Below are 21,111 nucleotides of genomic sequence, written 5' to 3' on the forward strand. Positions count from 1 at the left end.
AATGGGATACTAGTGCGGCGCCATCGCGCGCGGGCCATATCTCGGCCATCGGAAAGCCATGGAAGGCGGCCAGCTCCGTGCCCCCACTCACCACGTTTCGGCGCAACCTTGCGCTGTTCGCGCTCGCCCTCGGCGGGTTCGCGATCGGCACGACCGAGTTCGCCACGATGGGCGTGCTTCCCGAGATCGCACACGACCTGGTGCCGGGATACGCGGCGGATCCGCAGCGCGGTATCGCCGAGGCGGGCACACTCATTACGCTGTATGCGCTCGGGGTGGTCGTCGGCGCTCCCGTGTTCGCGGTGCTCGGTGCGCGGATGTCGCAGACGAAGCTTGCGCTGTGGCTGCTCGTGCTGCTGGTCGCCGGAACGGTCGGGTCGGCGCTCGTGCCCGGCTTCGGCGCGGTCGCCGTGTTCCGCTTCATCTCTGGGCTGCCACACGGCGCCTACTTCGGCGTCGCCTCCCTGCTCGCTGCCCGCCTTATGGGGCCCGGCAACATGGGTAAGGGGATCGCGCTCGCCATGAGCGGGCTGACTGTCGCGAACGTCATCGGTGTGCCGCTGTCGACAGTCCTCGGGCAGCAGTTCGGCTGGCGGTGGGTGTACGGGCTCGTCGCGGTCCTGTTCGTAGCTACGCTGCTGCTCGTCGCGCTCTACGTTCCACGGTTCCCCGGTAGCCCTGAGCGGAGCCCGCTGCGCGAACTCGCGGCGCTCGGCAGCGCGCGCGTGTGGATCATGGTCGCAACCCTTTCGATCGGCTTTGGTGGTTTCTTCGCCGTGTACTCCTATATAGCTGAGGTGACGACCCGCGAGGCCGGGCTCGGCGCGGGGATGGTGCCGTGGGTGATCGCGACCATGGGCATCGGCATGGTGCTCGGCAACATCCTCGGCGGGATCCTCACGGATCGCAGCCCGGTTGGCACGGCGGTCTGGGGCTTTGTCCTGTTTATCGCCTCCTTCGTGCTCTACTCGCTCTTCGCCGCACATCCGCTCGGGCTGTTCGTCTTTGCGTTCCTCGTGAGCTTTGCGTCGTCGGTGCTGCTGCCGGGGCTGCAAGCGCGGCTTATTCGCATGTCGAGCGAAGCGCGCCTGCTCGGGGCGGCCCTGAACCACGCGGCTGGCAACGTCGCGAACAGCCTCGGTGCATGGCTCGGCGGCCTCGTGATCGCGGGCGGCTTTGGATACCTCGCACCGGGCTGGCTGGGTGCCGCGCTCGCGGGCGCCGGCCTCGTGCTGCTGCTCGTGAGTCTCGCCGTGCAGCGCCGCGACGGCGGAAAGAGCCTCGACACCGCCGGCATTCCGGTCGCGTAGCGGCCCCTTCGCCCCGTCCCCCCTTCGCCTCGTCGCCTCGGGCCTCGGTTCCAGGCCTCAGACCCCCGAATAATTCACTCCGACTCTTGCACCGCCCAAACAAGGCTCGGAGTAAATGAATCGGGTCGGGGAGGACTGCGGGGGCTCCCGCGTCTGGCGCGTAGCTGACGGCGCCCGATTGCGCTGAGTGGTTTCCTCCGCCCAATGGGTCGCAGCGAAGCAAGTCCACCCTAAATGGCGCTCACAAGACATGTCCTCAGCGAAGTCATGAGCGATCTGCAGCAAAAAAGCCATGACCTCGCTGAGGCCATGGCTATTGAGCGCTCCTCATCGCTGAGGTCTACACCTTCGACTGTGCAGAACCGTTAGACCGATGCGAGCTCCGGCTCGGAGGTGTCGGGCTTCCGCACGAACACGAGCGTGAGCAGCAAGCCGATCGCGACCACGATGATGAGGCCGAGGATGCCGTAGTGGGTCGCCCCGAACCAGCCGATGAACGCCGCCCACAGCCACGGTGAGAGGAAGCTCATTACGCGACCGGTCGTCGCGTACAGGCCGAAGACTTCGCCCTGCATGCTCGCCGGCGTCATGTGCGTGAGCAGCGAGCGACTCGATGCCTGCGCCGGGCCGACGGCCGCGGAGAGGATGAGGCCACCGATCCAGAAGATCGCCTTGCCCTGCTCGCGGAAGAAGAAAATGAACAGGCCGCTCACGACGAGCGTGATGAGCGAGAACACGATGATTGCGCGCGGCCCGAATTTGTCGTCGAGGCGGCCGGCGATGATCGTTGAGACCCCCGCGACGAGGTTGAGCGCGACACCGAAGATCATCACCTCGGTTGCCGAGAACCCGAACGAGACGGCGGCGAGGATGCCGCCGAATGCGAAGATGCCGGCGAGGCCGTCACGGTAGACGGCGCTCGAGATGAGGAACCAGAACGTCTGGCGGTGATTGCGCGCGAGTGAGCGCAGATCGCGCACGAGCACCGCGTAGCTGCGGAAGAAGCCGACCCGTGGCCGATCGGTGCGGGCGGGAGGCTCCGGCACCCACAGCACGAAGGGGATCGAGAAGATGATCGTCCAGACTGCGGCGCCCACGGCGATGAGGCGGTACGCAAGCCCGTCGGAGACGTCCATCCCGAACCAGTCGAGTTCGGTGAGGACAACGACGATGACGAGCGCGACGATGCCGCCAATGTATCCGAGGCCCCAGCCGAGGCCGCTCACGCGGCCGACCGTCTTTTTCGAGGAAACGTCGAACAGCATCGCGTTGTAGCTCACGCCGGCGATTTCGCTCGCGACTGAGCCGAGGGCGACGGCCGCGGCGCCGAACCAGAAGAACTGCGGATCGGAGTAGACAAAGAACATCGCGAACTGGATGAGCGCGAGCAGGGCGGTGCCGAGTACCACCCAGCGCTTCTTCGCGCCGCGCGCGTCTGCCTGCTGCCCGAGTACCGGGGCGAGTAGCAGGATGAAGATGCCGGCCGCGAAGGTGACCCAGCCGTAGTTCGCAGAAAGCTCGGCGAGGCCCGTGCAGTAGGCGGTGCCTGCGTCTGTGGTCTGCGAGCACACGAGACTACCGTCGGCATTCTGAGCTGCGACCTCGGGGGCGAGGAAGGAGTCGGACACAAGGTAGAGCGACACCCACACGAATGTGAGGATCACCGAGTTGAACGGCTGCGTCGCCCAATCCCAGAGAGCCCAGGAGTTTACGGTGCGGTTCGTTGCGGGTACGTTCGGTGTCTCGCTCACAGCTTCAGGGTATCGCGATCGCGAGAAAAGCATAGGGGGGCGTTCGGTGTCCGCCAGGTGAACGAGGTTCCCGGTGTGGATGCCCTGTGAACGGTTCCTGAGAGTTGAGTGAACTTGACTCAAGTTTGACGCTTTCGACTTGACACGCGAATCGCCCCGGGTAAACTTGAGTGCAGAAGGCTCAACTTGTCAGGAAGGCAGCTTGGGTCCCGCGAACTACCGGCGCTAGCCGCCGGTCCCGTACAACGCAAGGAGAACATATGTCACGTGCAGTAGGTATTGACCTCGGCACCACCAACTCGGTCGTCGCCGTTCTCGAGGGTGGCGAGCCCACCGTCATCGCGAACACCGAAGGCTTCCGCACTACCCCCTCGATCGTCGCGTTCACCAAGGACGGCGAGGTGCTCGTCGGCGAGACCGCAAAGCGCCAGGCAGTCACCAACGTCGACCGCACGCTCGCATCCGTCAAGCGCCACATGGGCACTGACTGGAAGAGCGACGAGATCGACGGCAAGAACTACACCGCGCAGGAGATCAGCGCGCGCACGCTCATGAAGCTCAAGCGCGACGCAGAGACCTACCTCGGCGACAAGGTCACCGACGCAGTCATCACCGTCCCCGCGTACTTCAACGACGCAGAGCGTCAGGCAACGAAGGAGGCCGGTGAGATCGCGGGCCTCAACGTGCTCCGCATCATCAACGAGCCCACCGCCGCAGCTCTCGCGTACGGCCTCGACCGCGGCAAGGAAGACGAGCTCATCCTCGTCTTCGACCTCGGTGGCGGTACGTTCGACGTCTCCCTCCTCGAGGTGGGCAAGGACGACGACTTCTCGACCATTCAGGTGCGTTCGACCTCGGGCGATAACCGCCTCGGCGGCGACGACTGGGACGAGCGCGTCGTGAAGTGGCTCAGCGAGCAGTTCAAGAACTCGACCGGTGTCGACGTTTCGAAGGACAAGATCGCACTGCAGCGCCTCAAGGAGGCAGCTGAGCAGGCGAAGAAGGAGCTCTCGAACTCGACGAGCACCCAGATCCAGCTCCCGTACCTCTCGCTCACCGAGAACGGCCCGGCGAACCTCGACGAGACGCTTACCCGCGCGAAGTTCGAGGAGCTCACGAAGGATCTCCTCGAGCGTACCCGCAAGCCGTTCGAGGATGTCATCAAGGAAGCCGGCGTGAAGGTTGGCGACATCGCCCACGTCGTGCTCGTTGGTGGATCGACCCGTATGCCCGCAGTCACCGAGCTCGTGAAGCAGCTCACCGGCGGCCGCGAGCCGAACAAGGGCGTCAACCCGGATGAGGTTGTCGCGGTCGGCGCAGCTCTCCAGGCTGGCGTGCTGAAGGGCGAGCGCAAGGACGTTCTGCTCATCGACGTGACCCCCCTGTCGCTCGGTATCGAGACCAAGGGCGGCATCATGACGAAGCTCATCGAGCGCAACACGGCCATCCCGACGAAGCGTTCGGAGACCTTCACCACGGCTGAGGATAACCAGCCGTCGGTTGCAATCCAGGTCTTCCAGGGCGAGCGCGAGTTCACCCGCGACAACAAGAACCTCGGAACGTTCGAGCTCACCGGCATCGCACCCGCGCCGCGTGGTGTGCCGCAGGTTGAGGTCACCTTCGATATCGACGCGAACGGCATTGTCCAGGTCTCGGCCAAGGACAAGGGCACCGGCACCGAGCAGACGATCACCATCTCCGGCGGATCGACGCTCTCGAAGGACGACATCGAGCGCATGGTGCGCGAGGCTGAAGAGCACGCAGCAGACGACAAGAAGCGTCGCGAAGCTGCCGAGCAGCGCAACAACGCCGAGCAGCTCGCCTACTCGGTCGAGAAGCTCATCTCGGAGAACGAGGACAAGCTCCCCGAGGACGTCAAGACCGAGGTTCAGGGTGACCTGGACGCGCTCAAGGCCGCACTCGCTGGCGAAGACGACGACGCGGTGAAGACCGCTGCTGACAAGCTCGGCGAAAGCCAGCAGAAGCTCGGCGAAGCCATCTACGCTCAGGCGCAGGAGGCCCCCGAGGCTGCGGCAGAGGGCACGGAATCGAATGACGACGACGTGGTCGACGCAGAGGTTGTTGAAGACGACGAGGAGCAGAAGTAACCATGGCTGACAAGGAACATCTGGGCGACGACCAGCCGATGGGCGATGTTCCGGCTGGCCAGGCTGGTGAGGGATCGCAGGGCGAGACCTCACCAGCACCAGGGGCGGAGGGTCACACCTCCGCCTCCGGGCCGGAGGGCGCTGACCTCACGGTAGACGACATTCTCGGTGCCGCGCAGACCGAGGAGGCCGCTGGCGCGGACTCCGACGCTGCTGCAGAGGAGGAGAACCCGTACCTGGAGGATCTCCGCCGGCTCACCGCTGAATACGCGAACTACCGCAAGCGCACCGAAGCAAACGTCGAGCTCGACAAGCAGCGCGCGAAGGCCTCGGTCGTCATGCAGCTGCTGCCCGTGCTCGACGATCTCGACCGTGCCGAGCAGCACGGCGACCTCGAAGAGGGCAGCGCGTTCACCACGATCGCGCAGAAGCTCCGCGCGAGCCTCGAACGGCTCGGCGTTGAGAGCTTCGGCGAAAAGGGTGAACTGTTTGACCCGCAGGTGCATGAGGCGATCGCGCAAGTTCCGGTTCCCGGAACTGAGCAGCACACTGTACTTGACGTAGTCGAGCGGGGCTATCGCATCGGAGATGTTGAACTGCGCCCCGCCAAGGTAGCGGTGGCGGTGGGGGCAGATGGCTAGTCAGGACTGGTTGGATAAAGACTTCTACCGCATGCTCGGCGTCTCAAAAGACGTCGATGATGCCGAACTGAAGAAGGTCTACCGCAAGCTCGCCCGTAAGTATCACCCGGATTCAAACCCGGGCGATGCGGCGGCTGAGGCGAAGTTCAAGGAGATCAGCGAGGCTTACTCGGTGCTCTCCGACAAGGAACAGCGTGCGGAGTATGACCAGATTCGGGCCATGGGCGCAGGGGGTGCCCGCTTCACTGCGGGCGGTCAGGGCGGCCAGGGCTTCGAGGACGTCTTCGGTGGGATGTTCGGTGGTGGCCACGGCGGCCGGAACACGCAGTACGGGTTCCAGCAGGGTGGCGGCTACGACGACCTCTTCAACATGTTCGGTGGCGGGGCGCGCGGTCCACAAAAGGGCCGTGACGTCAACGCGACGACGACGATCGACTTCGAGACTGCGGTGAGCGGTGACACCGTCACGCTGCAGACTTCGAACGGCAACGTCAAGGTGAAGATCCCCGCAGGGGTGTCGAACGGGCAGAAGATCCGTCTCCGCGGCAAGGGCGAACCTGGCCCCGGGGGCACTCCGGCCGGTGACCTGATGCTCACGGTGACCGTGCGCAAGCACCCGGTGTTTGAGCGTGACGGGTTGAACCTGAAGCTCAAGCTGCCGGTGACCTTCACAGAGGCAACGCTCGGCGCTACCGTTGAAGTACCGACGCTCGGTGGGGAGACTGTGCGCCTGCGTGTGCAGCCGGGAACCCCGAGTGGCCGCGTGATGCGTGTGAAGGGCCGCGGGGTGAAGACCTCAAAGGGCACGGGCGACCTGCTCGCCGAGGTCCAGGTCGCGGTTCCAAGCCACCTGAGCGCTGAGGCCCGTGAGGCCTTGGAAGCGTTCCAGCAGGTGGAGCCGCAGGAAGACCCGCGGGCGGACCTGTTCGCTCGCGCACGGGCATAACCAACACACACAGAAACATGAAGGCGTAGGGAGGGGCGATGGCGAAAGTGCAGATGGACAGGTTCACGCCGGTATTTGCGATCGCTGCCGCGTCCGAACTCGCTGAAATGCACCCGCAGACGCTGCGGCAGTACGACCGCATTGGGCTCGTAGTGCCGCAGCGTACCAGCGGGAACACGCGGCGGTACTCGCTCTATGACGTGCACCGCCTGCGCGAGGTCGCCAGGCTCTCGGCCGAGGGCCTCAGCCTCGAAGGGATCCGCCGCGTACTCACGCTGGAGGATCGCGTGCGCGAACTCGAGGAGCAGGTTCACGACCTCGAACGCGCGCTCTCTGAGGAGATGCTCAAGCGCCCCGAGCGGCGCGTCTTCGCCGCGGGCGCTGGTGGCGAGGTCGTCACCCTCCGCCGCGGCACCCGAATGCGTCGTAACGCAGAGGTCGTGGTGTGGAAGCCGTAGCCGCGAGGCTCGAAGAGTTCTGCTCCACGCTCAGCCGCGATCCCGACTTTGACGCGCCCGAGCTGCAGGCGTTCGACGCCGCCGACCTCCTCCTCCTGCAGACCGCAGCCGAGCGCATCTCGGATGCCGCTCCGGGAACCGTCGTCACGATTGGCGATCGGCACGGAGCGTTGACCCTCGCCGCGACCAGCGTGCTCGGAGCGAGCGGGGTGCGCACCTATCAGGATCCGCTGCTCGCCGAGCGGGCGCTCGCGGCGAACGCGAGCCGGCTCGGCCTCGATACCGGCTACTCAGCTCAACCACTTGGCGCAGCGTTACTGTCTGGCGCGAAGACCGTGCTTGTGCAGCTACCGCGCGGGCTCGATGCGCTCGAGGAGCTTGCCTGGATGATCGCCCGCTACGCCGACCCGGACGTACGCGTGTTCGCCGGTGGCAGGGTGAAGCACATGACCCGCGCCCAGAACGACGTGCTTGGACGCACCTTCGGCGAGGTGACAGCGGGCCTCGGCTGGCGCAAGTCGCGGGTGCTGCAAGCAGAGACCCCGCTCCGTGTCGCCACCGTGTCACCGTTTCCGAAGTGGGGCAGCGACCGCGATCTGTCGTTCGCGCTCGCTGCCTTCGGCGCGACGTTCGGCGGCACGAAGCTCGACCATGGCAGCCGACTGCTGCTGAGCACGCTGGCGGGTGACCGTGGTGCTGCTGCGTGGGCCGGATCAGTTCGCCCGGAGCGAGTGCTCGACCTCGGCTGCGGCAGCGGCGTTCTCGCGGTCTCCGCCGCGCTCGCGCTCCCGAACGCGAGCATCATGGCGAGCGACCAATCTGACGCCGCCGTGCGCTCATGCGCGCTCACCGCGGAGGCTGCGGGCGTCGCCGATCGGGTCGTGATTCACCGCGCAGACGGGGCCGAAACGGCGCCCGATGGCTGGGCCGATCTCGTGCTCCTGAACCCGCCATTTCATACCGGTTCGACAGTGCATGCAGGGGTAGCGCACAGGCTCATTCGTGACGCTGCTCGAGCGCTGAGACCGGGCGGTGAGCTCCGCATCGTCTTCAACTCACACCTCGGCTACCGGCCGCTCCTCGTGCGCGAGATCGGCGAGGCGCGGCAGCTCGCGCGCGACGCGACCTTCACGGTGCTCTCGGTCACCAAGCGCTAGCAAGAAGCCACCGAACTCACAGGCAACCGAAGCCTAGAATGAGGGTGTGAGCGATAAACTCTTGCACTTGGTGCGCCACGGGGAAGTACACAACCCCGATCTCGTGTTGTACGGCAGAATTCCCGGATTCCGCCTGTCTGAGCGCGGTCATGCGATGGCGGAAGCTGCCGCGCTCGAACTTGCCGGCAGCGACCGGAAGGTTGCAGCGCTCTTCGCATCACCGCTCGAGCGGGCCCAGCAGTCAGCGAAGCCGATCGCGAGTGCGTTTGCGCTCGAGATCCAGACTGAGCCGCGCATTATCGAGCCGACGAACTTCTTTGAGGGCAAGGTGAACTCCGGGCCCGAGGCAGCGTTCAAGAAGCCGCGCTACTGGTACAAGTTCTGGAACCCGTTCCGCCCGAGCTGGGGTGAGCCCTACCGGCAGGTTGCCGCCCGTGTACGCGAAGCGATGAACGATGCCTGGGACACCACACAGGGCGGCGACATCGTGATGGTCGCACACCAGTCTCCGATCTGGATGGCACACCTCGACGTCGCTGGCAAAGCGCTGTTCCACAACCCGGCGACGCGGCGCTGCGATCTCTCAAGCATCACGTCCTTCGAACGCCGCGGTGAGCGCTGGTTCGAAGTCGATTACCGTAACCCAGCGCAGTCGCTCATGGGCGACGCAACCGACGTAGGAGCCGTATGAGCGCGCGACGTTTTGGCGCGGTGACCGCCGCCGTAGCTGCCCTCGCACTCGGCCTAGCCGGGTGCAGCACGAGCGAGGCCGATAGCTTGTCGTCGCAGTGGCAAGACGGCGGCGACAAGGGGTATGTGGCCGGCGACGGCTCCTCCGCGTCCTTCCCCGTTGGGGATCGCGGCGAACCCGTTGAGTTCAGCGGCGAGACCGAGTTCGGCAACACGCTCGGCTCTGCCGATACGCTCGGCAGCGTCACAGTCGTGAACTTCTGGTACGCGGGCTGCGCCCCGTGCCGCATCGAGGCGCCAGATCTCGTCGAGTCGTACAACGAGTTTGAGCCCCAGGGCGTGAAGTTTGTTGGCGTGAATACCCGAGACCAGGCAGCGCAAGCGAAGCAGTTCGGTGTCGAATTCGGCATCGAGTACGAGTCGATCCTCGATAACCCAGGCGGGCGTACCGCGCAGCGGGCGTTCGCGGGGCAGATTCCGCTGAACGCCGTGCCCACGACCCTGATTCTCGACACTGAGGGGCGCGTCGCGCACACGGTCGTTGGCCAGCTCGCCGGGGCATCGCAGCTGCGCACGCTCATCACGGAGACGCTCGAAGAGCAGCCCGTCACGGGCAACAAGTAATGAGCATCCAGGAGATCATCGCCGACGGGCAGCTCCTCGTCGCCTCAGCGATCGCGGTCGCGGCGGGCCTCGTCTCGTTCCTGTCGCCCTGCGTGCTGCCGCTGATTCCCGGCTATCTCGCCTACGTGTCCGGCGTTGCTGGCACGCCGAGCCCGAACGCCGCGAACCCGAAGGCCGCGGGCCGGCGCGAGCGCAACCGTATGGTGCTCGGCTCGATCCTCTTCGTGCTCGGGTTCGCGATCGTGTTCGTGATTCTCCTCACGCTCTCGGGGGCGGTCGGCGGGAGCCGCTGGTATCTCGACTGGCAAGACGTGATCCTCAGGGTCATGGGCGTTGTGGTGATCGTCATGGGGCTCGTGTTCATGGGGGCGTTCTCGCGCTTCCAGCGCACGACCAGACTGAAGATCAGCCCGAAGGTCGGCCTCGCGGGTGCCCCGTTCCTCGGTATCGTCTTCGCGATTGGCTGGGCCCCGTGCCTCGGCCCGACGATCGGCACGGTGGGACTGCTCGCAATGCAGCAGGGCTCGGTCGGTCGCGCGGCGCTGCTCGCACTGCTGTACTCGCTCGGGCTCGGTATCCCGTTCGTGCTCGCTGCCTTCGGCTTCGGCTGGATGACGCAGACGATGACGTTCTTCAAGCGCCACATCCGCACGGTGAACATCGTCGGCGGCGTCATTCTTATTGTTCTTGGGCTGCTCATGGTCACCGGCCTGTGGGGCCTCATCATGAGCGAACTGCAGATATGGATTGGTGGCTATGTCACGCCCCTCTGATTACGATGACGGATCGGGAGCCCCAGCGGCGGTCACCAGCCCGGAGCTCGGCCTGAAGGGCTGGCTCCGCTGGTTCTGGCGCCAGCTCACGAGCATGCGCGTCGCGCTCATCCTGCTGCTGCTGCTCGCTGTTGCTGCGATTCCCGGATCGCTCGTGCCGCAGCGCGGCGCCGACCCCAACGGCGTGATCCAGTACGAGAAGGACAACCCGACGCTCTTCAAGATCCTCGACACGTTCCCAATTCAGGCGTTCGACGTCTACGGGTCCGTCTGGTTCTCGGCGATCTACCTGCTGCTGTTCATCTCGCTCATCGGCTGCGTGCTGCCGCGCATCAAGCACCACTGGAACGCGTGGCGCGGCACACCGCCGAAGACGCCTGCGCGGCTGAACCGCATGGCTGGCTTCTCCGAGATTCGCGTGACGAACGCGGACGCGAGCGAGGCAGAGCGCCTCGCGTTCGCGAACGCCGCGGTCGAGTCCGCTGCGAAGATCCTCCGTAAGCAGCGATATCGTGTCGAGATTCAGGAGGCCACGCACCGTGGAGTGTCCGAGGTCTCGGTGTCCTCCGAACGCGGCTACCTGCGCGAGACGGGCAACCTGTTGTTCCACGTCGCGCTCGTTGGCGTGCTCGTGTGCGTCGGTCTCGGCAGTGCGTTCACCTTTAACGGTCAGCGTGTGCTTTACGAGGGCGAGAGCTTCGTGAACCAGATCATCGACTACGACTCTGCGAATTCGGGTCGCGCGTTCCGTTCGGACACGCTTGAGCCGTTCGCGCTCCGCCTTGACGACCTTGAGGTGAACTACATCACTCCAGATGATGCCGACGCGAGCCCGAACTCGATTGGGCAGGTGCGCGAGTTCATCGCGAGCATGACGCTGACGGACCCCGAGGGGAACGCGACGAGCGAGGAAATCCGCGTCAACCACCCGCTGCGGGTGCACGGCTCGCCGATCTACCTTCTGGCGAACGGCTACGCGCCGACAATTGTGGTTCGTAACGCGGCAGACGAGATTGTCTTCCAGGAGTCCGTGCCGTTCATCCCGCAGGGCGCGGACCCGAACCTCACCTCGCTCGGTGTCGTGAAGGTCCTCGACGGGCTGACTGACGAGGCCGGCGAGCCGACCCAGCTTGGCCTGCGCGGCTTTTTCTACCCGACGCAGACGAAGCTCGAATCGGGCGCGTACACCTCGAACTACCCTGACCTCGAGAACCCGGTGCTTACGCTCGACGCGTACGCTGGTGACCTCGGCGTCGACGGGGTTGGAGCGCTGCCGCAGTCGGTGTACTCGCTCGAGACGGACAAGATGGAGCAGCTCACGGGCCGTGCCATCGACAAGCCGTCGATCGAGTTGCGCCCAGGTGACCGCGCCGAACTGCCCAACGGGCTCGGCTCGGTGACGTTTGAGGCGGTGCCGCGCTACGCATCCTTCGACGTGATGCAGAACCCGTTCCAGATCGGCATCCTCGTCTTTGCGTTGCTGTCGCTCGGCGGGCTCATCTGGTCGCTGTTCGTGCCTCGCCGCAGGCTCTGGGTGAAGGGCATCCTCACCGATGACGGCGTTGTGCTCCAGTACGCTGGCCTCGCACGTGGCGACGACCCGTCGCTCGATCGTGCCGTGGAAGACATGCGCGAGGCGCACCGCGAGGTGCTGTAATCGGTTCGCGCACGGGCAGCGCGATGTCTGCGGGGTGTGGGACGCTACGCACATGGAATTGAGCGCCCACACCCGGCAGACCGACAGGCTGCTGCTCGCACCCCTCACGTTAGCTGACACTGCCGACGTGTTTCGCGTCTACGGCGACCCGGCGACATGGGCGCACCTTCCCGCGGGGCGCTTCAGCGAGCTCGCGCAGGCTGAACACCAGGTCGCGGCTTCCGAGCGGAGTTTCCGCGCGCGGGGGTTGGGTACCTGGGCTGTGCGCGTCACTACCGAGGGCGCTACGACGGGGCTCCCCGAGGGGGCCTGGATCGGCTCGGGCGGGCTACAGTACCTCGAGGACGCCGGTGTCTGGAACCTGGGCTATCGGCTCAGCCCCGAAGCCTGGGGCAGGGGGTTCGCGACCGAGCTCGCCCGCGCAGCCGTGACAGCGGGTGCGCAGGTGGCCCCAGCGGTGCCCATCACGGCCCGCGCGCTCGTGAACAACCCCGCGTCGACAGCAGTGCTTGAAAAACTCGGGTTGACGCTCGTCTGGGAGGGCGAACGGGCCGGCGGCGAGGGTGCTGGGTCGCGTACGTTGCTGAGCCGGGTGTACGCCGATCGCCCGCTCACAGCGACAGCCTTCGACTGGCTCGTGGCGCACGCCTAGCCGTGGGCCTCAAGCCCGCGGGCCTCAGCCGTGGGTATAAGGCAGCGCTGCTACGCCTGCAGCCCGTCGAGGAAGCTACGCACGTCGGACTCAAGCTCGGCGAGCGAGCGTTCAGCTGCTGCGCGCCGCTTCGAGGCCTTGCCCTTCTCGCTGAACGTGTCGAGGTAGATCTTGAGCTTCGGCTCGGTGCCGCTCGGCCGGATCATTACACGTGACCCGTCGGCGAGATCGTAGCGAAGCACGTTCGAGGGGACCTCGGCGAGACCGGGCTCGAGTAGATCCTTCGCCGCGGTGACCGCACGCACACCAAACGCGGTCGGTGGAGCGGTGCGGATCTCGGCAGCGAGCGCCGAGGCGGTCGCCATCGAGTCGAGGCGGAGCGTGATCTGGCTTGAGGCGAAGTGACCGAAGCGCTCGGTTGCCTCCTCGAGAAGGCCCCACACGTCGGTGCCGCGGCCCTTCGCCCAGCGGGCCATCGCGATCGCGTCAGCGCCAGCAGAGATGCCGTCCTTGTCACGAACGACGTGCGGCTGCGTGAGGTAGCCGAGCGCTTCCTCGAAGCCGAAGACGAGGTGTGGAACGCGCGAGACCCACTTGAAGCCCGAGAGGGTTTCCGCGTAATCGAGCCCGTAATCCTTGGCGACGGCGCTGAGCGCGGGCGAGGAGACAATCGTGCAGGCGAGGGTGCCGGCGAGGGGGATCTTCCGCTCCTCCGCGTCCTGCATGGCGCGCTCCGCGGCGCGCCAGCCGAGCAACAGCCCGAGCTCGTTGCCGGTGAGCGCGCGATACCCGGATTCTTCCGCGGCATCGGGCAGCGCGATCGCGAGCCGATCCGCATCGGGATCGTGGGCGACGATGAGCTCCGCGTTCACCTCGCGCGCGGTGCGGTAGGCGAGGTCGAGCGCGCCCGGCTCCTCCGGGTTCGGGAAGTCGACGGTCGGAAAGTTGCCGTCGGGCTCGTGCTGTTCGGGGACGGCAATGGTGAGGGGAAGGCCGCTCGCAAGGAGCACCCGCTCGGAGAGCTCCGCGCCGACGCCGTGCATTGCCGTGTACACGACCTTGACGGGCACCTCCTCGTTGAGCGTGCGGCCGTCCTGCGTGACGGGGAAACCGGCGAGCAGTGATGCCGCGGTCTTCGTGACGTAGCTGTCTGCGATATCCGGGCTTGCGTAGCCGTAGGTGGAGCTGCGTGACAGATCCGAGACGGGCGCTGCTGCTGCCGCGTCGATGCACGCCGCGATCTCACTGTCCGCAGGCGCGACGATCTGGGATCCGGCATCCGCGTCGCCGAGGTACACCTTGTACCCGTTGTCGCGCGGCGGGTTGTGGCTTGCCGTGACCATGACTCCAGCCGAGACGTTGAGGTGGCGCACCGCGAACGCGACGAGCGGGGTCGGAACGTGGGCGGGGAACAGTGTGACCTCAACACCTGCGCCCGCCATGATCTCCGCTGCGTCGCGAGCGAACACGTCAGAGTTCACGCGTGCGTCGTAGCCGATGACAATCGACGGTGGGTTGCTTGTCTCGCCGCGTGCGGCGCGCTCGAGCAGGAACGCGGCGAACCCGGCGCTGGTCTGGGAGACCACGACGCGGTTCATGCGCGAGGGGCCTGCGCCGAGTCGACCGCGCAGCCCGGCGGTGCCGAACGCGAGCCGGTCGCCGAAGGCCTCGGCAAGCTCTTGTGCTGCCGCTGCGTCGCCCGCCTCAGCCTGGGTGGCGAGCCGCTCCGCCTCGGCTTGGGTGACCGGGTCAATGTCGTGCGCTGCCCACTCGCGCGCACGCCCCAGTAGAGCTTCGAGCTGATTCGGTGCCATCACGCCCCCCACAGTTGATTGCTATAGACAGTTCAAGCTACCACCCGATCGACGCAAGCGGCGGGAGCGGACGCGGCAAGCTGATGGAACGGTGGGTGAACGGTGGCTCTGAGCGGGCGCTGCGCTGGACGTCAAGAGCGGGCACACGGGTATCGTAGATAGGTACGATTTCTGGCGAAGAACTGAGGATGATGGACGGGCAGGTGTCGCACTGGTCGGGGGATGCGGGCCGGCCGGTACCTCGTCTCGACCTCCCGGGAAACATCTCCGCGGACGTCGCGATCGTCGGAGCGGGGTACACCGGGCTCTGGACTGCCTACTACCTCAAGAAGGCCCGTCCCGGCCTGCGGATCGTGGTGATTGAGGAGCGGCACGTCGGCTCCGGGGCCTCGGGGCGCAATGTTGGGGCGCTGACGAACGCCATCACGGGTGGGCGTGAACGGTACGTTAGAGCGCACGGCCTGGACGCAGTCGGGCGCTTCCACGCAGCCATGACCGACACAGTGAGCGAGATCATGCGCGTGGCAGCGGCGGAGCGGATCGATGCGGATATTGTGCACGGCGGCGAGTTCACCGTCGCGACCACTCCGGCGCAGGAGGCGCGGCTGCGCGCCTTCGTGGCCTCCGAGCGGCGCTACCCGGGCACCGATCTCACACTCCTCGAGGCCGCGGAGGCCGCGGAGGCTGCCGAGGCGTCGAGGCGGATCAACGTAGCGGGCGCTCGTGTCGCCTCGTGGCATCCGCACGCAGCACGGATCCAACCGGTCAAGCTCGCGCGCGGCCTCGCGAACGCGGTAGAGCGGCTCGGGGTCGCCATCTACGAACGCACGCGTGTGGTCGAGGTCGACCCCTACGAGCTGCAGACGACGCACGGCACCGTGACGGCTGACCACATTGTGGTGACGGGCGCTGGCGTCTCCGGGTACCTCGGTGGTGCACGTCAGCGGTGGTTCCCGGTGCGCGCGTCGCTCATCGCGACGGTGCCGCTCCCCGCCGAGATCTGGGACGCGATCGGCTGGGCAAGCGGTGAGATCCTCAGGGAGGCGACGCGCGGGGTCATCTCCGCACAGCGCACTCCAGACGACCGGATTGTGCTCGGTGCGCGCGCGCCAGCGTACCGCCTGGGATTGGGCCGCGGTGGCGACGGGGCAATGTCTGCGAGTTCGGTGCGCGCGCTGCGAGAGACGCTGCAGCGGCTGTTCCCCGCGACTCGCGGAGTTGAACTTGCGCGCGCGTGGTCGGGATCGCTGCCGGCGGCGCGGGACGGGAGCGCGACCGTTGGTATCGATCACGCGACCGGGATCGCCTGGGGCGGTGGATACGCCGGCTCAGGGATCGCCGCGTCGAACCTCGCCGGCCGCACGATCACCGACCTCGTCTTCGGGCGAGAATCCGAGCTCGTGGCGCTCCCGTGGGTGCAACGCCCGATGCCCGGATCGCGGCGGTCGCCGCTCGCCGTGGTTAGAAGCGCGCGACGATCTCGCTGAGCAGGGCGGCCAGGCGTGGCTCCGCTTCGCGGCCAGCCTCGATGACCTCTGCGTGGCTCAGGGGTGTCTCCTGGATGCCCGCGGCGAGGTTCGTGATGAGTGAGAGCCCGATGATCTCCATGCCTGCCTCGCGGGCGGCGATTGCCTCGAGCGCGGTCGACATGCCGACGATGTCGCCACCGATAGTGCTCGCGTAGCGCACCTCGGCCGGGGTCTCGTAGTGGGGGCCGGTGAACTGTACGTAGACGCCCTCGTTGAGCGAGGGGTCGACGCTGTGTGCGAGCTCGCGGAGCCGGGCCGAATAGAGGTCGGTGAGGTCGACGAAGGTCGCGCCCTCGAGCGGCGACGTGGTCGTGAGGTTGATGTGGTCGGAGATGATCACGGGCTGGCCCGGCTTGTACGCCGGGTTCACGCCGCCGGCGCCGTTGGTGAGCACCATGACCTGTGCGCCGGCCGCGGCAGCGGTGCGGACGCCGTGCACGACGGCGCGGACACCTCGACCCTCGTAGAAGTGGGTACGTGCGCCGATGATGAGCGCGTGCTTCCCGTTTGCCATCCGCACCGAACGCAGTGTGCCCGGATGGCCGGGGACTGCCGACGCGTGGAAGCCGGGGACCTTGTCTGCCTCGATCACGGCCACGGTCTCGCCGAGGGCGTCTGCTGCCTTGCCCCAGCCGCTGCCGAGGGTGAGGGCGATGTCGTGCTGGGCGACGCCGGTGAGGTCGGCGATGACGGCTGCTGCTTCGGCCGCGAGGGCCTGCGGGTCTGAAGAAGTGCTCATGCGTTCAGCCTACGCGGGGCACGGCGCAGATAGCGCGCACCCCGCGTAGTCACAGCAGTTACGAAGCGTTCTTGATGATCCGGTAGCCGCGCAGCGGATCGTAGCCGTGGATCTCGCGGGTATCGAGTACCTGCATGAACGCGAGCACCTCGGGCGACACCACCTGCCCGGGGACGAGCACCGGGAAGCCGGGCGGGTACGGGGTGACGAAGCCCGCCGAGATTGGCCGCTCGCCAGCGTCAACCCGCGCGCGCAGATCATCGCCGAGCACGTACTCAATGTTCCCGCGGCGCTGCCCGCGGAAGAAGGCCGCACGCAGGTCGCCGTCTGGCAGTTGCCCATCGGTCGCGTAATCGGGCGCGAACGAGCTGAAGTCGGGCAGCGGCGGCATCGGGATCTCGGCGGGCAGCGGCTGCTCGGGATCGCGCTGCGCCTGCTCCTCCTCGAAACGCTCCGCAAGCTTCACGAGCACCTCGATGAGGTACGCGACCGAACTGCGCGAGGTGCCGATGTTCGTCATGAACAGCACCGTGTTGCGGCTCGTCTTGTTCACCTGGATGCCGTAGCGGTCCATGAGGTGTTCGTGCTTGAACGTGTCGCCGTCGACCCCGGTGCGGGAGATCTCGATGGTGATGCGCGACGGATCCACAACGAACTCGTCGGTGGCCCAGGCCTCCCACATGCTCGACAGGCCGTCCCGGAGCGGCATCGCGCGCCCCGTCTCGCGGTACTGCTCAGGAATGAGATCGTGTGCGGTGAGCACCCGGAAGGTGCGGCGCAGCAGCGTGTGCCTGGCGATCGCCTGCGACAGGCTCGTCGCAAGGTCGAGCTGCTTCTGCACGAGTTCGAAGCCCTCAAGCTCCACCTGCCTGCGCCCAATGTCGAGCGAAGAGAGGATCTGGTAGTTCGGCGAGGTCGACGTGTGCGTCATGTATGCCTCGTGGAAGGGATCCTGCGCGTCGCGTACCCAGTCCTGATCCCAGACGTGGATCATCGAGCCCTGGCGCAGCGCGGTGAGCGTCTTGTGCGTCGACTGCGTCGCGTAGACGCGCACCCGTGCATCGGGGGAGGGGATGAGTCGCTCGCGCAGCCACACCTCGTCGGGAGCCGGGGTGCCGTCCTCTGAGAACAGGATCTCCTGCTGCTCGCGGTATGCCCGCTCGTGCGCTGCGGACTGCAGCTGCTGCTCGAGCAGTTTCGCTGAGGCCATCGCGGTGCGGCAGCGGGTGACCGGGTGGAAAGCGCCGAACGCGAACCACGCCTCATCCCACAGGAACACGAGGTCGGGCTTGATCGCCAGGCACTCGCTCATCACCCGGTACGGGTCATAGACGATGCCGTCGAACGTGGTGTTCGTGAGTGTCACCATGCGCACCTCGTCGAGTCGACCAGCTGCGCGGTAGTCGAGCAGCAGCTGCTTCACCCGCTCGATCGGCACCGCCCCGTAGAACGCGAAATCGTTCAGGGGGTATGCATCGAGGTACGCGGGGCGACCGCCCGTGAGCATCATCGAATGGTGGTGGGACTTGTGACAGTTGCGGTCAACGAGCACGACATCGTTCGGAGCGACGAGCGCCTGATGCACGACCTTGTTCGCCGTCGAGGTGCCGTTCGTCACGAAGAACGTGTGCTTGGCGCCGTACGCGCGGGCGGCGAGCTCCTGCGCCTTCTTCAACGTGCGAACCGGGGCGAGCAGCGAATCAAGCCCGCCCGAGGTCGCGCTCGTCTCAGCGAGCAGCAGGTTCAGGCCGTAGAAGTCGGCGAGGTCGCGGATCCACTTCGACGACATCACCGATCCGCCGCGCGCAACAGGCAACGCGTGAAAAACGCCGACAGGGCGGCGGGCGTGATCCTGAATCGCCGAGAAGAACGGGGTGTCGTAGAGGTGGGAGACGCGACGCAGCAGCGACAGATGCAGTTCGAGATGATCCTCGCGGCGGAAGACACGGCGGAAGCGCTTCGTCATCGCCCCGGCGAGCTCCTCGATGTGCGCGCCAGCCATGAGGTACAGGTCGAGTTCGGGCCTGAGCGCCGCGAGCGTGTCGGCGAGGCCGAGTACACGCTGCACCGACGCAAGCTGATTCCGGGCGGTGGTCTGCGGATTCGTCGTCGCCGCGTGTGCGAGTTCGATGGTTTCGCGCAGGTCGCGGCTCAGAGTCTGCTTCGTGCGCTCGCTGAACCCCGGCCGGATCACGCAGGCAAGAATGTTCGGGTTCGTGAGCACCGCTGCGACGGCGTCATCGGCCGACGGCACGATCACGTACTCGTAGACGAACGCGTCAGCCGCGCTGCGCATGCGCAGGCTTTCGGCGCGCATCGTATCCCGATCCACCGCTGTCGTCTCGTCGACGACGAGCACCTCGAAGCGAGGTCGCGAATCGTTGTCGCCGGGGAACTCCTCATCCGAATCGGGGTCGACGTCACCGGCGGCCTCCTCCGACGTGCCGACCGCTCGGAGGCGGTTCACGACCCGGCCGATCCGATCCAGCGCCGACTGGTATTCGCCCGCCGCGAGCATCTCGCCGATGGTCGTGACGTACCGCTGCCCGAACCCCGCCCAGTACATCTCGAGGGTCTCGAGGGAGCGGAGCGAGCGATGAATTTCGCTGTCCGCAGCAAGTGCCTCGTCCGCCTCGGAACGGTCACCCAGCGCGAGACGCTTCACCGCGAAGCGGAGATACTCCCACGCATCACTGCGCATCCGCCACGTGCTAGAGGGCATGCCCGGGTCGCGTTCCAATACCGGTTCTGCCTTAGGGTCTGACACCAATTGCCTCCAACGTCGCTGTCGCGTGTACGGCCTGCAACCGGAAACCAGCCGGTGCAGTGCCCTAAGTCCCCGATCTTACGGTGCCGAGCATGCCTGAGCACGCCTAGACTTGGGGTATGGCGAAAGAACGTAAGCACAGGATCGTTGTACTCGGCGGCGGACCTGGGGGGTACGAGGCGGCGCTTGCGGGCGCGCAGCTCGGTGCCGAGGTCACTCTCGTTGAACGCGCGGGCGTTGGCGGATCGGCTGTCCTCACCGACGTGGTGCCCTCGAAGAGTCTCATCGCAACGGCTGGAGCGGTGCAGTCCGTGCGTGACGCAGGCAAGCTCGGCGTGCAGGCGTTCCTGCCAGGCAGCGACGGCAAGCCCGTGCGGCCCGAGATCGCAGTGAACCTCGCTGCGGTGAATAAGCGACTGCTCGCGATGGCCGGCGCACAGTCAACCGACATGCGCCAGAGCCTCGAAGAGAGCGGCGTGCACCTCGTGCAGGGCTCCGGCCGGCTCGATGGCCCGAACGCCGTGCTCGTCTCCACGTCGCAGGACGGCGGCACCGACTTCGACCGCATTGAGGCCGACACGATCGTCGTCTCTGTGGGTGCGAGCCCGCGCGAGCTCGACTCAGCGAAGCCCGACGGTGAGCGCATCCTCACGTGGCAGCAGCTCTACAACCTGCAGGACGTGCCCGAGCACCTCGTCGTCGTCGGCTCGGGCGTGACCGGCGCCGAGTTCGCCAACGCATACGCCACCCTCGGCTCCGAGGTGACGCTGGTCTCCAGCCGCGAACAGGTACTGCCAGGTGAAGATCCTGACGCGGCGGCGGTGATCGAGCACGAGTTCAAACGCATCGGCATGAACGTGATGTCGAAGTCGCGAGCCGACGCGGTCGAGCGCACCGAGCACGGCGTTCGCGTGACGCTCTCGGATGGCAACGTCGTCGAGGGGTCACACTGTCTCATGGCCGTCGGGTCCGTCCCGAACACCGCGGGACTCGGGCTGGAAGAGGCCGGCGTTGAGCTGAGCGACAGCGGACACATCAAGGTGAACAAGGTCGCGCGCACGTCGATCCCCTCCGTCTACGCCGCGGGCGACTGCACCGACTTCTTCCCACTCGCCTCGGTTGCTTCGATGCAGGGCCGCACCGCCATCATGCACGCGCTCGGCGACTTCGTGCGCCCGATCGACCTCCGCAACGTCGCATCGAACGTCTTCACCTACCCCGAGATCGCGACCGTCGGCTGGAACGAGCGCACGCTCGCCGACGCGACAAACGTAGCGATCGCGATCAGCCACACGATCCCGCTCAACGCGAACCCGCGCGCGAAGATGATCGGCTTCACCGACGGCTTCGTGAAGCTGTTCGCGTGGAAGGCCTCGGGCACCGTCATCGGCGGCGTCATCGTCGCGCACCGCGCCAGCGAACTCATCTTCCCGCTCGCGCTTGCCGTCGAACACCGCCTCACGGTCGACCAGGTCGCCTCGGCGTTCACCGTCTA

The 21,111-nt window shown here is 66.5% G+C and carries 17 protein-coding genes; 13 read left to right on the top strand and 4 right to left on the bottom strand.

Going from position 1 to position 21,111, the window contains the following annotated elements:
- Positions 1-77 precede the first annotated feature (77 nt).
- Positions 78-1,310, top strand: a complete 1,233-nt coding sequence (locus AUL38_RS06265) for an MFS transporter (protein WP_059060180.1) — start codon at positions 78-80, stop codon at positions 1,308-1,310.
- A gap of 365 nt (positions 1,311-1,675) precedes the next feature.
- Here AUL38_RS06265 and AUL38_RS06270 read toward each other — a convergent pair whose 3' ends face one another.
- Positions 1,676-3,061 carry an MFS transporter gene (locus AUL38_RS06270; protein ID WP_235590628.1) on the bottom strand — a complete coding sequence of 462 codons (1,386 nt, stop codon included), beginning with the start codon at positions 3,059-3,061 and terminating at the stop codon, positions 1,676-1,678.
- 260 nt (positions 3,062-3,321) lie between these two features.
- Between AUL38_RS06270 and dnaK the strand changes: the two genes are divergently transcribed.
- From dnaK to AUL38_RS06320, 10 genes are read left to right on the top strand one after another with little or no spacing between them, the layout of a single operon-like run.
- Complete coding sequence (gene dnaK / locus AUL38_RS06275) at positions 3,322-5,169, top strand: molecular chaperone DnaK (protein ID WP_059060184.1); 1,848 nt, start codon at positions 3,322-3,324, stop codon at positions 5,167-5,169.
- Between the two features lie 2 nt (positions 5,170-5,171).
- Entirely contained in the window at positions 5,172-5,810 is a 639-nt protein-coding gene (locus tag AUL38_RS06280; protein ID WP_059060186.1) for a nucleotide exchange factor GrpE, read from the top strand.
- Positions 5,803-6,756 (top strand): DnaJ C-terminal domain-containing protein, encoded by a 954-nt coding sequence (locus AUL38_RS06285; RefSeq protein WP_059060188.1) that lies wholly within the window; start codon positions 5,803-5,805, stop codon positions 6,754-6,756. The genes AUL38_RS06280 and AUL38_RS06285 overlap by 8 nt, the downstream gene beginning before the upstream one ends.
- A gap of 38 nt (positions 6,757-6,794) precedes the next feature.
- The gene (locus tag AUL38_RS06290) at positions 6,795-7,214 is read left to right on the top strand and encodes a heat shock protein transcriptional repressor HspR (protein WP_235590629.1); all 420 of its coding nucleotides are present in this window, start codon (positions 6,795-6,797) and stop codon (positions 7,212-7,214) included.
- On the top strand, positions 7,202-8,371 hold the full coding sequence (locus AUL38_RS06295) for a methyltransferase (RefSeq protein ID WP_059060191.1): 1,170 nt from the start codon (positions 7,202-7,204) through the stop codon (positions 8,369-8,371). Before AUL38_RS06290 ends, AUL38_RS06295 begins: the two co-directional genes overlap by 13 nt.
- Positions 8,372-8,417: 46 nt before the next feature.
- Positions 8,418-9,062 (top strand): histidine phosphatase family protein, encoded by a 645-nt coding sequence (locus AUL38_RS06300; RefSeq protein ID WP_059060193.1) that lies wholly within the window; start codon positions 8,418-8,420, stop codon positions 9,060-9,062.
- The gene (locus AUL38_RS06305; protein ID WP_059060195.1) at positions 9,059-9,685 is read left to right on the top strand and encodes a TlpA disulfide reductase family protein; all 627 of its coding nucleotides are present in this window, start codon (positions 9,059-9,061) and stop codon (positions 9,683-9,685) included. Before AUL38_RS06300 ends, AUL38_RS06305 begins: the two co-directional genes overlap by 4 nt.
- On the top strand, positions 9,685-10,458 hold the full coding sequence (locus tag AUL38_RS06310; RefSeq protein WP_059060197.1) for a cytochrome c biogenesis CcdA family protein: 774 nt from the start codon (positions 9,685-9,687) through the stop codon (positions 10,456-10,458). Before AUL38_RS06305 ends, AUL38_RS06310 begins: the two co-directional genes overlap by 1 nt.
- Positions 10,442-12,115, top strand: a complete 1,674-nt coding sequence (locus tag AUL38_RS06315; protein WP_059060199.1) for a cytochrome c biogenesis protein ResB — start codon at positions 10,442-10,444, stop codon at positions 12,113-12,115. Before AUL38_RS06310 ends, AUL38_RS06315 begins: the two co-directional genes overlap by 17 nt.
- Positions 12,116-12,167: 52 nt before the next feature.
- Positions 12,168-12,767: a GNAT family N-acetyltransferase gene (locus AUL38_RS06320; RefSeq protein WP_059060200.1), complete on the top strand. Its 600-nt coding sequence runs from the start codon at positions 12,168-12,170 to the stop codon at positions 12,765-12,767.
- A gap of 50 nt (positions 12,768-12,817) precedes the next feature.
- On the opposite strand, the gene AUL38_RS06325 is transcribed toward AUL38_RS06320, so the two are convergent.
- Positions 12,818-14,581, bottom strand: a complete 1,764-nt coding sequence (locus AUL38_RS06325; RefSeq protein WP_059060203.1) for a phospho-sugar mutase — start codon at positions 14,579-14,581, stop codon at positions 12,818-12,820.
- Positions 14,582-14,769: 188 nt separating this feature from the next.
- Between AUL38_RS06325 and AUL38_RS06330 the strand changes: the two genes are divergently transcribed.
- Entirely contained in the window at positions 14,770-16,068 is a 1,299-nt protein-coding gene (locus AUL38_RS06330; RefSeq protein ID WP_059060206.1) for an FAD-binding oxidoreductase, read from the top strand.
- Here the strand turns inward: AUL38_RS06330 and AUL38_RS06335 are convergent.
- Both AUL38_RS06335 and AUL38_RS06340 read right to left on the bottom strand, forming a co-directional pair.
- Positions 16,043-16,849 (bottom strand): purine-nucleoside phosphorylase, encoded by an 807-nt coding sequence (locus AUL38_RS06335; protein WP_059060223.1) that lies wholly within the window; start codon positions 16,847-16,849, stop codon positions 16,043-16,045. The genes AUL38_RS06330 and AUL38_RS06335 overlap by 26 nt on opposite strands.
- A gap of 58 nt (positions 16,850-16,907) precedes the next feature.
- Positions 16,908-19,571, bottom strand: coding sequence for an aminotransferase class I/II-fold pyridoxal phosphate-dependent enzyme (locus tag AUL38_RS06340; protein ID WP_083506651.1), 2,664 nt, complete (start codon positions 19,569-19,571; stop codon positions 16,908-16,910).
- A 164-nt stretch (positions 19,572-19,735) separates the two neighbouring features.
- Between AUL38_RS06340 and AUL38_RS06345 the strand changes: the two genes are divergently transcribed.
- The coding region (locus tag AUL38_RS06345) for an NAD(P)H-quinone dehydrogenase (protein ID WP_059060228.1) at positions 19,736-21,111 on the top strand (1,376 nt) is incomplete at its 3' end.

The organism is Leucobacter sp. G161 (genome assembly GCF_001482305.1).
Classification (GTDB): Bacteria; Actinomycetota; Actinomycetes; order Actinomycetales; family Microbacteriaceae; genus Leucobacter.

Excerpts from the sequence above, each read along its gene's own strand:
- dnaK (WP_059060184.1), top strand. The coding sequence starts at position 3,322 with ATGTCACGTGCAGTAGGTATTGACCTCGGCACCACCAACTCGGTCGTC.
- AUL38_RS06280 (WP_059060186.1), top strand. The coding sequence starts at position 5,172 with ATGGCTGACAAGGAACATCTGGGCGACGACCAGCCGATGGGCGATGTT.
- AUL38_RS06285 (WP_059060188.1), top strand. The coding sequence starts at position 5,803 with ATGGCTAGTCAGGACTGGTTGGATAAAGACTTCTACCGCATGCTCGGC.
- AUL38_RS06290 (WP_235590629.1), top strand. The coding sequence starts at position 6,795 with ATGGCGAAAGTGCAGATGGACAGGTTCACGCCGGTATTTGCGATCGCT.
- AUL38_RS06305 (WP_059060195.1), top strand. The coding sequence starts at position 9,059 with ATGAGCGCGCGACGTTTTGGCGCGGTGACCGCCGCCGTAGCTGCCCTC.
- AUL38_RS06310 (WP_059060197.1), top strand. The coding sequence starts at position 9,685 with ATGAGCATCCAGGAGATCATCGCCGACGGGCAGCTCCTCGTCGCCTCA.
- AUL38_RS06315 (WP_059060199.1), top strand. The coding sequence starts at position 10,442 with ATGTCACGCCCCTCTGATTACGATGACGGATCGGGAGCCCCAGCGGCG.
- AUL38_RS06320 (WP_059060200.1), top strand. The coding sequence starts at position 12,168 with ATGGAATTGAGCGCCCACACCCGGCAGACCGACAGGCTGCTGCTCGCA.
- AUL38_RS06325 (WP_059060203.1), bottom strand. The coding sequence starts at position 14,581 with ATGGCACCGAATCAGCTCGAAGCTCTACTGGGGCGTGCGCGCGAGTGG.
- AUL38_RS06330 (WP_059060206.1), top strand. The coding sequence starts at position 14,770 with ATGATGGACGGGCAGGTGTCGCACTGGTCGGGGGATGCGGGCCGGCCG.
- AUL38_RS06335 (WP_059060223.1), bottom strand. The coding sequence starts at position 16,849 with ATGAGCACTTCTTCAGACCCGCAGGCCCTCGCGGCCGAAGCAGCAGCC.
- AUL38_RS06340 (WP_083506651.1), bottom strand. The coding sequence starts at position 19,571 with ATGCCCTCTAGCACGTGGCGGATGCGCAGTGATGCGTGGGAGTATCTC.